Below are 13351 nucleotides of genomic sequence, written 5' to 3'. Positions count from 1 at the left end.
GAGCAAGGAATTGAGCCATATGCACCGTTATAGTGCGTATTTGCGCCATTTTGGGGCGTTATTGGCCTCCCTGAAGGTTGGCGCCGGTGGCCGCAAGGGGGGCCATGTCCCGGATATGCAGATCCATCTGAGGATAAGCAATTTCAATGCCCTCCTGACGGAAACGCTTGATGATGGTGGTGTGCAGTTCACTGATGGTGACCAGCCGTTCACGTAACTGACAGACATACACCCGTAATTCGAAGGTCAGGGCGCTGTCGCCAAACTTGAGGAAGAACACGGTGGGTTCCGGTTCGTCCAGCACCTGGGGGTTTTCGCGGGCCACTTCCAGCAGGATCTCCCGCACCTTGTCCACATCCGAGTCGTAGCTGACACCCACCGGGATCACCAGGCGGGTGGTGGTGTCGGACAGGGTCCAGTTGATCAGGCGCTCGGTGATGAAGTTCTTGTTGGGAACAACGATCTCCCGATTGTCCCAATCCACGATGGTGGTGGCGCGGGTGCGGATGCGGGCCACGGTGCCGCTGTATTCGCCGATGGTAATGGTGTCGCCGACGCGGATGGGGCGTTCCAGCAGCACGATCAGACCCGAGACGAAATTGGCCACCACCTCCTGCAGGCCGAAGCCCAGGCCCAGGGTGAGGGCCGCCACCATCCACTGCAGTTCACTCCAGCGCAGGCCCAGCAGGGAGAAGACGATGATCACCGCAACCACGGCCAGCACATAGCGCAGCAGCATGGTGGTGGTATAACGATCGGCGGCATCCAGCGTGGTGCTGCGGGCCAGCAGGATCTCCACCAGGCCGGGCAGGTTGCGGGCCGCCAGGGTGAAGACGATGCCCAGGAAGATTGCCAGCAGGAAATCCTGCAGACTCACCCGGCTGAGGATCTCGGCATCGCCCACCACGATGGTGCGTGACCAGAGGGTGATTCCATCCAGCCAGGTCAGTGCCGGCAGTACGTCTGACCAGGCCCAGAACAGGGCCAGGATCACGCCCGCTCCGGCGGTGGTGCGCAGCAGGGTCCGGGTCTGCTGGTTCACGTCCTCCAGGCTCAGGTGGCGCTCGGGGATTTCCACGCCCCCCTCGGCACCCACGGTGCTGCTGCTCTCCACGGCCGCCGCCTTGGCCCGCTGCTCGCGCATGCGACGCAGGAGGAGGCGGGTTTCGCTGAGGATCAGCGCCCGGGCGGCCAGGCTGTAGGCCAGCCACACGACACCCAGCACGATGGCGGTGTCAATGATGCGCGCCATCAGCTCCCCCACGGTCAGCAGGTAACCGGCCAGGGTGAGGCCCGCCAGCGTCAGGGTGACCGCCGCCAGGGTCATGCGCAGCAGGCGTCGGCGGCGTTCCTTCAGGGGGAAGGGGGTGTCCTCGGGGGGCGGTGCCAGCAGGTTCCAGCCCAGCAGGCCGGTGATGATGACGGCGGCCAGCAGGCCCAGGCGTCCGAAGATATCGAACACCAGTTCACTGGGATGGGCGAAGGTGAGGGCCAGGAACAGGATCAGGCCCAACTGGGCCGGGAGGAACCAGGTGAGATGGCGTCGCAGGCGCTGAAGGGTCAGCTCGTTCCAGCCGAAATGGGCGCGGGCCACGCCATGGGCTGAGGTGAACAGCAGGACCAGGTGCCCCGCCAGCCACCAGATGGAGGCACTGAAGAGCATGGCGGCCAATACCTCCACGCCGAATTCCATCTCCGGCATCCATTCCAGGCGCAGCGCGGTGATCATGAGCAGCAGCGGGATGGGGATCACCCGTACCAGGCTCCACCACAGGGCCTGCAGGGTGAGCTTGATGTGATCAGTGAAGCGGTGGCGGGTCTTTTCCGCCAGTGCCTGGAGGTGGGCCGGCGTGCCGCGGCCCCAGGCGAAGAGCAGGCCCACCACCATCAGCGTGAGCGGCATGGCAATCGGGCTGCCGATGGTCACCTCCCTGAGTGCCCAGCGGATTTCCCGCCATGAGGCCGGGTCCGCCAGGCTGGTGACAGCGGTTGGGGTCCCCATGGCCCAGTCCAGGCTCACCGGCAGGTGGCTGGGCCACCAAAGCAGGGTTTCCCTGAGGATCTGTTGCAGTTCGTCCACCAGCGCCACCACCGATCGAGCCCGCAGGTCCGCATGGCGCAATTGATCCGCCAGGACCTCCTCTGACTGCAGATGCGCGGCCAGGGTCTGCTGCTGGATGCGGGTCATCTCCGCTTGAGCCGGGTCGTCGACGGTGCTGATGACCGGGCGGGTGGGCAGGCGCGAGGCCTGTTCCCGCAGGCTGATGCTGCGCAGCCGTGCCTGAGACAGTTCCCGTTCGATGGTGGCCAGGGTGAATCGTACCTCGTCCAGGTCTCGCAGCCGTCGCTGTTCCTCCAGAAACAGTCCACCCAGGGCCTCGTTGAGGCCGCTGACCTCCAGGCGTTCACGCACATTGAGCAGCGTCTGGGTCAGGTCCTGCTCCAGGCGCGTGTAGCGTTCGCGGTCGGCCTGTAGTTCCCGGATGCGACTCTGGGTGCGGGCGATCTGCTCGAAACGGGCATTCAGTGCCTGAATCTCATCGGCAAAGCGTGTGCGGGCATCCGGCTCCTGGTTCAACAGCCGCTGCAGATCGCCGCGCAGGCTGCGCAGTTCCTCCGTGGAACGCTCATTCAGTGCCCGTTGCATCTGGGTGGCCCGCAGGGCCAGCCAGCGGGACTCCAGTTCCAGGGCGCGGACCTCCAGGGCCAGGGTTTCCATGCGCGGAAGCAATGTCTGGGCGTCCAGCTGGGCGGCGATGATGCGGGCATCCGCCTGACGGATCAGTGCCTCGGAAGCGGCTTCCCGTGCCTGGGGCATGTCCACATCATTGACGGCCTGAACCTGGTCGATGGCCCCCTGGCGTTCGCGACCCAGGCGCTCCAGGGTTTCGGCCTGGTTGCGAGACTGCTCCTCCAGGCGACTCAGGGTGAGCCGTTTCTGGTCAAGTTCCAGGGCGGCCTGCTGGCGACGCCGCTCAAGGGTGGTCAGTTCCTGATCGATTTCGTTGATGGTCCACTCGTCTTCGACGGGTTGCAGGGGGGCCACCGTCTGCTGAATCCGATCCATGAAGTCACTCAGTCGCTCTGGCGTGGCCCGCGCCGTGGTGGCCCGATCCAGGGCACCACGCACGCGATCCGCCGCGGACTGCTCTCGCTCCAATGCAGTTTGCCAGAGTGCCTGTTCCGTGCTCGCAAGGCTCGTGTCCCCGGCCCGCTGGCTCAGGTGTTGTTCGGGGCTTTGCTCCAGCCAGTCTTCGGCTGGACCGGTGTCAATGGCATCGATCAGGGGGAGCAGTCGGTCTCTGCCTGCTTCCATCTCGCCCAGCAGTGCCTCCAGTTCTGCCTGGGAGATCTGCGCCATGGGGGCTGGACCATGCTCCTGGGCATGCAGCGGGAATGATAACGGCAGTGTCAGACACAGGATCAGCAGGCTGAGCAGGATGCGGGACATGGTATTCCGGGAGGAGGGCAAGAGTGGCATTGTGCTACCGGGGTATCCGTAATGCCGCCGTTTAAATTATCTTGTGATTATACAATTCGACGGTGCCATCCAGCATGAATGCAGCAGACTCCTTGCCCATTTCGTCCAACGCTCGCACGGTTTCCCTGGTGCTGGGCTCTGGCGGAGCCCGCGGGCTGGCGCATATTGGTGTGATCCAGGAGCTGGAGGCTCAGGGCTATGAGATCCGTGCCATCGCCGGCAGTTCCATGGGGGCGCTGGTCGGGGGGATTTATGCCCTGGGGGAGCTGGATACCTACGCGGAATGGGTCACGGGTCTGGAGCAGTCGGATGTGCTGGGTCTGCTGGACTGGAGTTTTTCCGGGGGCGGGATCATCCGCGGCGACAAGCTGATGAAGAAGCTCAAGGAGCTGGTGGGGGAGAGTGATATCGAGCACCTGCCCATCAGCTACACGGCCGTGGCCGTGGACATCGATCGGGGCCGGGAGGTATGGATGAGCGATGGTTCCCTGTTCGATGCCATCCGCGCCTCCATTGCCATCCCGGCGGTCTTCACGCCACATCGCTACCGGGGACGCACGCTGGTGGATGGGGGGCTGCTCAATCCGGTGCCGGTGGCGCCCACGCTGCGCACGCTGACGGACCTGACCATTGTGGTGGACGTGAACGGTCCAGCCCCCGAGTCTGAACCGGAATCCGATGGTCGGGGGGCGACCCAGAACAAGAATGGGCTGTTACAGCGGATGCGTGGCTATGTGGAGTCCTTCGGCAACGACACCAGTCCATCGGCCGCCGAAGGGCTGGCCCTGTCCGAGGTGTTGATGCGCTCCCTGGATACCATGCAGGCGGCCATCACCCGGCAGCATCTGGCGGTCTTCCGACCGGACCTGGTGATCAGCGTGCCCAAGAATGTCTGCATGATCCACGAGTTTCACCGGGCGGGGCCGGTGATCGCCCTGGGGCGGAAACTGGCCAGGGAAGCACTGCCCGGTGCCCGCTCTGGCGGGTAGGGATTAACGTCCCCGTTCCCCCTCTTTCGGCTCCAGTCCATAAGGTTCCACCAGGCGCCACACATGATCCGGTATCATGTTGTGCATGCGCTTGGGCATGGCGCGACGCAGGTGAAGGACCGTCTCCACCGCCTTCATCTCCACACGGGCGCGGGCGAATTCCAGGCCGCGGGGGCCGATGCGGGGCATGAAAAAGGCAGCGATGGGCCTGGCCCAGTCGGGCATGCTGCGCAGCGGCAGGCCGCCAGCGGCGCGCTCGGTGTTCTTCATGAAACCGGTCACCGGCCCCTGACGCTTGCCGGCACTGGTGGGTGCCTTGAGGGTCACCTCATCCTCCAGGAGTTCCAGCATCTCGCGTCCGCGATCATTGCGCACCACCAGCCATTGCTCCCCTCGCCCAGCCATGTAACCGACAGTGATGTCCGCCAGCACGTTGGTGTAGTCCACGCAGGTTTGACAGGTCAGTGGGAAGAAATCCTTGGGCAACCTGGAGATGGGCAGTTTGAGGAAGGGGATGGTCTTCACGCGCCCGTCGGTGAAGCGCAGTTCCACATGGTAGTCGGCGCGAAACTCCAGGTAGGTGACGGTCTCGGGTTGATCCGCCAGCAATGCCAAAAAATCGTGGAAGCGTTCGGTGGTGGTGTTGTCGGAGCAGGGTGTGCCGATCACGTAGAGTGCTTCGATCTCCAGTTCCTGCTGCAGCACACGCAGGGGATACACCTGACAGGGCAGGCCGATCACCGCCAGTCGCTTGTATCCCTGAGCCAGCGCTGGTTCCAGGTGGGCCAGCAGCGGGGCATAGCCCATGCGCATGCCCCGACAGCGGGCCATGTCCTCGGCCCGGGTGACGAGCACAGGTTCGGGGCGCCAGAAATCATCGTCGGCGGCCCGCATGGTGAGTACGGCATCCACCTGGTGGGTTTCCAGCAGGCGCTCGGCCAGGCGGGTGGTGATCCCCGTCCATTGGGCGCCTTCCCGGGGCGGTTGCAGCGCGGCCTGGTGCATTGACTGATAGGGGCCGAAAAAAAGCTCATCGTCCCGCTCCGGGTCCCGGGCACGGCCGTGGACCTGGGCCTCCATTCGCGGGTAACGGGGCTGGATGAACTGGCAGGCGTGGCCGCAGCGGCGCGGATCGTGGGTGCGGGTGATGCCGCAATCGGTGCACAGATCCCGGTGGGGGAGTGCCTTGTCGGTGGGTGTGTTCTGCTGCGTGGGGGGCTGCGGGGGCATGAAACAGGCTCCTGATCGGTGCCGGGCGGTAACTTGAGGGGGTGAGCTTACTGCATTTCATGGGGCTTATCCCAGCACCCACCCCTCACCCCAACCCCTCTCCCCACGGGGGGAGAGGGGCTCAGGCTGCAGGTAGCCAGGTCCCACCTGCTCTGTGCCCCCTTCTCCCCCTTGGGGGGTGGGGATGAGGGGGCGGCGTCCAGGATGGCGGGATGCTTACGGCAGCACCCGGTCTATGCGCAGATTCACGCGGCCCTCCGGATCCGACGGATCCACCGGATCACTGATCCCCTCCAGATCGCCGCTGCGTGCCTCGGCCATGCCGCCTTCGCTGACGCGGGCCACCACTTCGATCCACTGGTACTCGCTCATGGCGTTCTGTGCGGCCATGCCCATGCCACCGCCGTCTTCCAGGGTGACCTGAAGCGGGAAGCGGGCCTCGGTGCGGACCACCGCCAGGGGCATGCGGGGACCATCCACCGGGCGGGCGAACACCATCACGTGTTCATCCCCGGAGAGCCGCTCGGCCAGGGCATCATCCAGTTCGATGGTGACCTCCAGAACCTTGGCATCGCCTTGCGGGGCAGTCGGGGTCCGGGCGCTGTCGGCCTGCTCCTGCTGCATGGCCGCGTTCACCTCCCGGAGTGCATCCTCCACCGCACGAGCCGAGCCAGTGTCAGGGTCCACCAGGGTTTCAAGATGTTGCAGATGCTCCTGAGAACGGCTCAGGTCACCCGCCTGGAAGGCGCCGATGGCCGCCAGCCAGAGGGCATTCTGGTTGTCCGGCTGTTGCTCCAGGGCCGTGTCCAGCAGTCCGGCGGCCCGGGTGGAGACACGGCCATCCTGGGCCACCACCAGGGTTTCGGCATAGTCCACGTTCAGGGTCGGGTCATCGCCGATGAGGTCATGGGCCCGCTCGTAGGCCTGGGCGGCGTCGCCGAACCGTTCCAGAAAGCGGTAGGTGCGGGCCAGCACCACCCAGCCTTCGGCATCATCCGGCTCCTGCTCCAGGCGAGCCCTGAGCTGGCCGATCATGCGTTCCACTTCCTCAAGATCATGCTGGCTCGCGCCCTGCTCCGATCCCCCGCCGGCAGAGGGAGCCTGCCCCATGGCGATGGTCTGGCGTGGGTCCGGGCCGCCATGGTCCAGCTGGAAGTGGATCAGCAGCGCCAGGATGGGCACCAGGATGGCGGTGGCCAGCAGTACCAACCCTCCTTGACGGTGAGGGGAGGCCGCTCTCGGCGGCGAGGATGTCTCAGAGTCATCCTCAACATCCGTGATCAGGTTGTCTTCCAGTTCCAGGCGTGCAGCCTCGTACTGCTCCCGGTTCATGAGCCCCGAGGCCAGTTCCTGATCCAGTTCGGCCATGCGCTGCCGGTAAATGGTGAGATTCAGGCCGCGTGCTTCCACGCCCGGCCCGGTGCGACCACGCAGGAAGGGCCACATCACCATGACGATGGCCGTGAGCATCAGCAGCGCGGCTGCAATCCAGAAACCAATGGTCATACGTCTTTTCCTTCACCCAGCAGGCGCCGGGCCCGCTCGCGTGCGGCGCTGTCCACGCCGGTGGTCCGGGCGCCCTGACGGCTGCCGCGGGAGGTGAGATACAGCACCACGAAGCCCAGCCCCAGGAGCACGAACGGTCCGATCCACAGCAGGTAGGTGGCGGGCGAGAACGGAGGGCGGTAGAGCACGAACTGACCGTATCTCGACACCATGTAGTCGATGATCTGGTCGTCGCTGGAGCCGGCGTTGAGCTGGGTGCGCAACTCCCGACGCAGATCCCGGGCCAGGCCGGCATCCGAGTCCGCCAGAGACTGATTCTGGCAGACGGTGCAGCGCAGTTCATGGAGCAGGGCGCGGTAGCGCTCCTCCAGCCCCGGTTCATCGAAATCGGTGGGGTCGACCCCACCGGCAGAGGCCACGGGGGAGAAGGCCAGCAGCGCCAGCAGCGGGATCAGGGGCCACCATGCCTTCATAGGGTTTCACTCCGCAGGCGCTCCACCAGGGGCAGGATGTCATCCTGAACCTTGTCCCAGGTGAGTGGGCCCACATGCTTGTAACGGATCCGGCCCTCGCCGTCGATGACAAAGGTTTCCGGCGTGCCGTACACGCCCCAGTCGATACCGACGCGACCCTCCAGGTCATGGGCGTTCCACACGTAGGGGTTGCCGAAGGCCCGCAGATACTCCAGGCCGTCACGGCGTTCGTCCTTGTAGTTGAGTCCATAAATGGGGATGCCGTAGCGGTCGGCCATGCGCACCAGCAATTGGTGCTCGTGACGGCAGGAGACGCACCAGCTGGCCCAGATGTTGAACAACACCACCTCGCCCTCGAAGTCCGCCGACCCCACCATGCGTTCGGGTTCCTCCAGGGCCGGCAGTTCGAAACCTGGGGCCGGCTGGTTCACCAGGGGGGAGGGAACCAGACGCGGATTGAGCCCCAGGCCGATGAGCAGGAACAGGCCCAGCAGGAGCAGCAGCCCCATGGGCAGCAGATACATCAGTCTTTTCATGCCGAGGGGCTCCGTTGGGCAGGCCGGGGTGCGGCATCCTGGTCAGCGATCCCGCCAGCGTTATCGATGCGTTGCGAGGCCGGCTCAGTGGCCCTCCGCCGGGAGAACACACGGTAGCGGCGGTCAGTGGCGGCCACGAAGCCCCCCAGCACGATCAACGTGGCCCCGATCCAGAGCCACATCTGGAAGGGGTTGTGATAGAGCCGCAATGACCAGGTGTTGCCGGACATGGGCTCGCCCAGCGCCACGAAGATGTCACGGGTGAATCGGGACTGGTATGACGCCTGGGCCATGGGTTGGGTCTGCACCCGGTACACCCGCCGCTGGGGATACAGGTCGGTGACCGGTTCACCGTTGCGGGTCACATGCACGTGGGCCTCCAGGGCATCCCAGTTGGGGCCGGCCACGTTGTAGACATCCCGCAACTCGTAGGTATAACCACCCAGTTCATGGCTCTGCCCCAGACCCATGCGCACATCACGCTCCTGCTCGAAGGCCATGAGCAGGGTGATGCCGATCACCAGGATGGCAAAGCCCACGTGACTGGTGGTCATGCCCCAGTAGCTGGCAGGCAGCTTGCGCAGGGTGGTCAGCGGCGTGCCGCGCTGGCGCAGCCGGCTGTAAAGATCACGCCCGGACGCCAGGATGATCCAGACCGCCAGGCCCACGCCCAGGGTGATCATCAGCGATGTACTGCCCATCATGGCCAGCGGGAAGACCACACCCACCGCCAGGGCCGCCAGCAAGGTGTGCCAGAAGCGCAGGCTGATCTCCCGGGCGGAAGCGCTCTTCCAGCGCAGCAGTGGCCCCAGGCCCACCAGGAAGATCATGGGCAGCATCAGCGGCGCGAACACCGCGTTGAAGTAAGGCGGTCCCACGGAGATCTTGCCCATGTTCAGGGCGTCCAGCAGCAGGGGATACAGGGTGCCCAACAGGACGGCGGCCAGGGCCACCATCCAGATGACGTTGTTGGCCAGCAGCCCTCCCTCCCGGGACACGGGCTTGAATTCGGCATGGCTGTGCACGTTGGGGGCACGCCAGGCATACAGGGCGAACGAGACCCCGGTGACCACCAGCAAAAGCGCGAGGATGTACACGCCTCGAGCAGGGTCAGTGGCAAAAGCATGCACGGAAACCAGCACGCCGGAGCGAACCAGGAAGGTGCCCAGCAGGCTCAGGCAGAAGGCCATGATGGCCAGCAGCACCGTCCAGGTGCGGAACGCCCCTCGCTTTTCCGTGACGATCAGGGAGTGAATCAATGCCGTGGCAGCCAGCCAGGGCATGAGGGAGGCATTTTCCACCGGGTCCCAGAACCACCAGCCGCCCCAGCCCAGGGTGTAGTAGGCCCACCAGCTGCCCAGGGCAATGCCGGCCCCCAGGAAAGCCCAGGCCACGGTGGCCCAGGGCCGCGTCCAGCGGGCCCAGGCGGCATCCAGTCGCCCGCCGATAAGGGCGGCGATGGCAATGGCAAAGGGCACGGCCAGCCCCACGTAGCCCATGTACAGCATGGGGGGATGGATCACCAGACCCGGATCCTGCAGCAGTGGATTGAGATCGCGCCCGTCGGCCGGTACCGGGAAGAGGGTTTCGAAGGGGTTGGAGGTAAACAGGGTGAACGAGAGGATGCCCACACTCACCAGGCCCATCACGGCCACGGTGCGCGCCGCCATGTCCGTGGGCAACCCCTTGCTGAGCCAGGACACGGCCAGCGACCAGCCACATAGCATCAGCGCCCAGAGCAGCAATGACCCTTCGTGGCCGCCCCAGACCCCGGAGATGCGATACATCAACGGCAGCTCGGAGTTGGAGTGGTTGGCCACGTAGGCCACCGAGAAATCATGGGTGATGAAGGCGTAGGTGAGCGCAATGTAGGCGATCGCCAGGAAAAGGAACTGACCGCCCACGGCCGTGTGAGCGGTGGCCATCCAGGCGGGCGTGCCCCGATGGGCGCCGATCAGGGGGATGATGCCCTGCACGGCGGCCATCAGGAGGGCAAGGATGAGGGCGAGCTGACCGATTTCCGCGATCATGGTCAGTACGCCTTCTCGCCGGGGTGTTCCTCATATCCCGCGGCCTTCAGTGCTGCGGCCACCTCGGGGGCCATATAGTTCTCATCGTGTCGCGCCAGCACCCGCTCGGCGCGGAAGATGCCGTCGCTGCCCAGGCGACCGTGGGTCACCACACCCTGACCTTCACGGAACAGGTCAGGCAGCAGGCCCACGTACTCCACGGGGATGCTGTGGGCTGTGTCGGTGATGCTGAACTGCACGGTCAGGTCGGTATCGTTGTGCTGGATGGATCCTTCCTCCACCAGTCCGCCCAGGCGGATGATGCGCTCGCCCGGTGCTTCACCCTGGGCGATCTGGGAGGGCCCATAGAAGTACATCAGGTTCTCGCGGAAGGCGCTCAGGGCCAGGGCCGAGGCGGTGGAAACCGCCAGCACGACGAGCGCCACGCCAGCCATTCGTCTCTTCTGTCGAGGCGTCATTGCATTCTCCTGCCAGGGTGTTTCCACCCAATGATCATGGTCTTTCCTTGAGGCACTTCCATCCGTGCGCCTGGCCGCCCGGGGCGGCGCTGGCCATTCATAGCACCATCACAGACGGGGTCGCAAGCGGGTTGGTGCCCCCATTTGCACCGTCCGGCCTGGGCATTTGTTTTGTTCATTCGTATTCAAGACAACCTGGGTGGCCTCAGGTTCTATGGTTGCGATTTATCAGTATGATCCAGGTCAGAAAACGATGCACGAAGTCCCGGGATGGATGGCGGGTGCGAGCGTGTGCCCTTCCGGGCGCACTGGTACCATGGGACGAAGGTGGGTCATCTGGAGTGTCGACATGGTTGAAGATCGTTGGGGGTCATCCCTGGAATCCAATCGGGTGGCCGGCAGCCGACTCGAGTTGCTGCTGTTCCAGCTCCAGGGCCAGCAACTCTATGGCATCAATATCTTCAAGGTTCAGGAGGTCATCCCTTATCAGCCCCTGTCCCATCTGGCGGGTTCCCATCCGCTGGTGAAGGGGATCGCTACCCTGCGGGGCATCACCATGCCGGTGATGGACCTCTCTCTCGCCATTGGCGGCCCGCCCCTCAAGTCGCCGGAGGATGGTTACATCATCATTACCGAGTACAACCGCTCGGTGCATGGTTTCCTGATCCGTCGCGTGGAGCGCATCATGAACACCCAATGGGGGCAGGTTCAGCCACCGCCCCGGGCCACGGGTCGCAATGCCTTCGTCACCGCCATTACCCTGCTGGATGATCGCATTGTGGAGATCCTGGATGTGGAGAAGGTGCTGGATCAGGTGGTGCATGCCAGCACTCAGGTGTCGGCAGATCTCAGTGATGGCTTTCGTGCCGAGGACTGCAAGGTGCTGGTGGTGGATGATTCCACGGTGGCCCGTAATCAGATTCGCGCCGCCCTGGAACAACTGGGCGTGCAGTGCACCCTGGTGACCGATGGCAAGCATGCCATCGAGCTGATCGAGCGCCTTCAGGCCGAGGGTGTGGATGTGGCCCGTGAATTCATCATGATGGTGTCGGATATCGAGATGCCGGAAGTGGACGGGTATCAGCTCACCACGCGGGTCCGCGAGGACGAGCGTCTCAAGGATCTCTACATCCTGTTGCATTCATCCATCAGCGGCGTCTTCAACGTGGACATGGTGCGTCGCACCGGAGCGGACAAGTTCGTGCAGAAATACCATCCGGACGATCTGGCCGAAGCCGTGCGAGAGCGCATGCGGCAGTTGGGGCAGTGGTCATGAGCGATGCTGCAGCCGTGCCGGGCGGCGCGCTGGATGCCCCGATCCCGCAGCCCTTTCCGGCGCATTGCCTTGCGGTGGACGGCCTGGTGCTGGAGCGCGGCGAGCGCCTGCTCTTCAATGGCCTGACGTTCTCGCTGGAGGCCGGGGAACTCCTGCAGGTGGCTGGCCGCAACGGCGCCGGCAAGACCAGCCTGTTGCGGGTGCTGTGCGGGCTCACCCGCCCCATGGAGGGGGAAATGACCTGGAACGGTGTGCCGGTGCGTCGCCTGGATGACGGCCCTGGGGGGCACCTGGCCTATCTGGGGCATCACAATGCGCTCAAGGATGAACTCAGCGCCGAGGAAAACATCCAAAGCCAGTGCCGGCTGCACGGCTGCCCGCAGGCGCCTGAGGTGGTGTTCTCCATGCTGGAGGAACTGGGCCTGGGCGGACATGCGGACCTGCCGGTGAAGCTGCTGTCTCAAGGCCAGAAACGGCGCGTCGCCCTGGCCCGGTTGTTGTTGCTGCGACGGCCCCTGTGGATTCTTGATGAACCCTTTGCCGCCCTGGATGTGCAGGTGATCGAAGTGCTCAGGCAGGCACTGGAGGCCCATCTGGCCGCCCGGGGCATGATCATTCTCACCACCCACCAGGCCGTACCTGTGCGCGGCACCCAGCGCACACTCACCCTGGGGACGGGTGCATGAGCGCGTTGTTACGGGCCTTGATGGCCCTGCTGAGACGGGATCTGCTGCTGGCCATGCGTCGTCGCCAGGATGCACTGGTGGTGCTGGGGTTCTTCGTGGTGGTGGTGTCCCTGTTCCCGCTGGGGGTGGGGCCCGATCCTCAGTTGCTGCGCAGCATGGCACCCGGGGTGCTGTGGGTGTCCGCCCTGCTGGCCACCATGCTCTCCCTGGAGCGCCTGTTTGCCGATGACTTCCGCGACGGCTCCCTTGAGCAGCTGTTGCTCACACCGCAGCCCCTGCCACTGCTGGTGTTGATGAAGATTCTTGCCCACTGGCTGGTCACGGGCCTTCCCCTGGTGCTGATATCGCCCTTGCTGGGCATGCAGCTCAACCTGGATGGCACCGAAATCGCTGTGCTGATGATGGCCCTGCTGCTGGGTACGCCCATTCTCAGCCTGGTGGGGGCCATCGGCGCGGGGCTCACGCTGGGACTGCGGGGCGGGGGCGTGCTGATTTCGCTGTTGATCCTGCCCCTGTATGTGCCGGCACTGATCATGGGGGCAGGGGCCGTGGATGCGGTCATGTACGGGTCGAGCCCCGATGCCCACCTGTCGCTGCTGGCCGCATTGCTGATCTTTACCCTGTTGTTGGCGCCCTGGGCGATCGCCGCGGCGCTGCGCATCATGCTGGACTGACTGGAGGAAGGC

Annotated in this window: 11 protein-coding genes; 4 read left to right on the top strand and 7 right to left on the bottom strand. The window is 64.8% G+C overall.

The genetic code is table 11. From position 1 onward, the window contains the following. Positions 1-58: 58 nt before the first annotated feature. The gene (locus ECTHA_RS0112905) at positions 59-3451 is read right to left on the bottom strand and encodes a mechanosensitive ion channel domain-containing protein (protein ID WP_026623795.1); all 3393 of its coding nucleotides are present in this window, start codon (positions 3449-3451) and stop codon (positions 59-61) included. Positions 3452-3555: 104 nt separating this feature from the next. Between ECTHA_RS0112905 and ECTHA_RS0112900 the strand changes: the two genes are divergently transcribed. After that, complete coding sequence (locus ECTHA_RS0112900) at positions 3556-4470, top strand: patatin-like phospholipase family protein (protein WP_051582654.1); 915 nt, start codon at positions 3556-3558, stop codon at positions 4468-4470. Between the two features lie 3 nt (positions 4471-4473). Here ECTHA_RS0112900 and ECTHA_RS0112895 read toward each other — a convergent pair whose 3' ends face one another. The 6 genes from ECTHA_RS0112895 to ccmE all read right to left on the bottom strand — a co-directional run bounded on the left by ECTHA_RS0112895 (position 4474) and on the right by ccmE (position 10703). Continuing rightward, positions 4474-5700, bottom strand: coding sequence for a Coenzyme F420 hydrogenase/dehydrogenase, beta subunit C-terminal domain (locus ECTHA_RS0112895; RefSeq protein WP_025282688.1), 1227 nt, complete (start codon positions 5698-5700; stop codon positions 4474-4476). A 216-nt stretch (positions 5701-5916) separates the two neighbouring features. Next, positions 5917-7206 carry a c-type cytochrome biogenesis protein CcmI gene (gene ccmI, locus ECTHA_RS0112890; protein WP_025282687.1) on the bottom strand — a complete coding sequence of 430 codons (1290 nt, stop codon included), beginning with the start codon at positions 7204-7206 and terminating at the stop codon, positions 5917-5919. Further along, positions 7203-7679, bottom strand: coding sequence for a cytochrome c-type biogenesis protein (locus ECTHA_RS0112885; RefSeq protein WP_025282686.1), 477 nt, complete (start codon positions 7677-7679; stop codon positions 7203-7205). Before ECTHA_RS0112885 ends, ccmI begins: the two co-directional genes overlap by 4 nt. Next, positions 7676-8215 (bottom strand): DsbE family thiol:disulfide interchange protein, encoded by a 540-nt coding sequence (locus ECTHA_RS0112880; RefSeq protein WP_025282685.1) that lies wholly within the window; start codon positions 8213-8215, stop codon positions 7676-7678. Before ECTHA_RS0112880 ends, ECTHA_RS0112885 begins: the two co-directional genes overlap by 4 nt. Continuing rightward, a complete protein-coding gene (locus tag ECTHA_RS0112875; protein WP_025282684.1) occupies positions 8212-10245 on the bottom strand; it encodes a heme lyase CcmF/NrfE family subunit in 2034 nt (677 codons plus the stop codon). The genes ECTHA_RS0112880 and ECTHA_RS0112875 overlap by 4 nt, the downstream gene beginning before the upstream one ends. 2 nt (positions 10246-10247) lie before the next feature. Then, complete coding sequence (ccmE, locus tag ECTHA_RS0112870) at positions 10248-10703, bottom strand: cytochrome c maturation protein CcmE (RefSeq protein WP_025282683.1); 456 nt, start codon at positions 10701-10703, stop codon at positions 10248-10250. Positions 10704-11052: 349 nt separating this feature from the next. Between ccmE and ECTHA_RS0112865 the strand changes: the two genes are divergently transcribed. The 3 genes from ECTHA_RS0112865 to ccmB are packed head-to-tail and all read left to right on the top strand — an operon-like array spanning position 11053 to position 13339. Then, positions 11053-11979 carry a chemotaxis protein gene (locus ECTHA_RS0112865; RefSeq protein ID WP_025282682.1) on the top strand — a complete coding sequence of 309 codons (927 nt, stop codon included), beginning with the start codon at positions 11053-11055 and terminating at the stop codon, positions 11977-11979. Next, positions 11976-12665 carry a cytochrome c biogenesis heme-transporting ATPase CcmA gene (ccmA, locus tag ECTHA_RS0112860; RefSeq protein ID WP_025282681.1) on the top strand — a complete coding sequence of 230 codons (690 nt, stop codon included), beginning with the start codon at positions 11976-11978 and terminating at the stop codon, positions 12663-12665. The genes ECTHA_RS0112865 and ccmA overlap by 4 nt, the downstream gene beginning before the upstream one ends. Further along, on the top strand, positions 12662-13339 hold the full coding sequence (gene ccmB / locus ECTHA_RS0112855; protein WP_029762651.1) for a heme exporter protein CcmB: 678 nt from the start codon (positions 12662-12664) through the stop codon (positions 13337-13339). The genes ccmA and ccmB overlap by 4 nt, the downstream gene beginning before the upstream one ends. The last annotated feature ends 12 nt before the right edge of the window (positions 13340-13351 follow it).

Origin of the sequence: Ectothiorhodospira haloalkaliphila ATCC 51935 (assembly GCF_000633935.1) — a bacterium.
Classification (GTDB): Bacteria; Pseudomonadota; Gammaproteobacteria; order Ectothiorhodospirales; family Ectothiorhodospiraceae; genus Ectothiorhodospira; species Ectothiorhodospira haloalkaliphila.
Note: the sequence above shows the minus strand (reverse complement) of the source record. Positions and strands in the feature narration are given on the sequence as shown.

Excerpts from the sequence above, each read along its gene's own strand:
- ccmI (WP_025282687.1), bottom strand. The coding sequence starts at position 7,206 with ATGACCATTGGTTTCTGGATTGCAGCCGCGCTGCTGATGCTCACGGCC.
- ccmA (WP_025282681.1), top strand. The coding sequence starts at position 11,976 with ATGAGCGATGCTGCAGCCGTGCCGGGCGGCGCGCTGGATGCCCCGATC.
- ECTHA_RS0112875 (WP_025282684.1), bottom strand. The coding sequence starts at position 10,245 with ATGATCGCGGAAATCGGTCAGCTCGCCCTCATCCTTGCCCTCCTGATG.
- ccmE (WP_025282683.1), bottom strand. The coding sequence starts at position 10,703 with ATGACGCCTCGACAGAAGAGACGAATGGCTGGCGTGGCGCTCGTCGTG.
- ECTHA_RS0112885 (WP_025282686.1), bottom strand. The coding sequence starts at position 7,679 with ATGAAGGCATGGTGGCCCCTGATCCCGCTGCTGGCGCTGCTGGCCTTC.
- ccmB (WP_029762651.1), top strand. The coding sequence starts at position 12,662 with ATGAGCGCGTTGTTACGGGCCTTGATGGCCCTGCTGAGACGGGATCTG.
- ECTHA_RS0112865 (WP_025282682.1), top strand. The coding sequence starts at position 11,053 with ATGGTTGAAGATCGTTGGGGGTCATCCCTGGAATCCAATCGGGTGGCC.
- ECTHA_RS0112880 (WP_025282685.1), bottom strand. The coding sequence starts at position 8,215 with ATGAAAAGACTGATGTATCTGCTGCCCATGGGGCTGCTGCTCCTGCTG.
- ECTHA_RS0112895 (WP_025282688.1), bottom strand. The coding sequence starts at position 5,700 with ATGCCCCCGCAGCCCCCCACGCAGCAGAACACACCCACCGACAAGGCA.
- ECTHA_RS0112900 (WP_051582654.1), top strand. The coding sequence starts at position 3,556 with ATGAATGCAGCAGACTCCTTGCCCATTTCGTCCAACGCTCGCACGGTT.
- ECTHA_RS0112905 (WP_026623795.1), bottom strand. The coding sequence starts at position 3,451 with ATGTCCCGCATCCTGCTCAGCCTGCTGATCCTGTGTCTGACACTGCCG.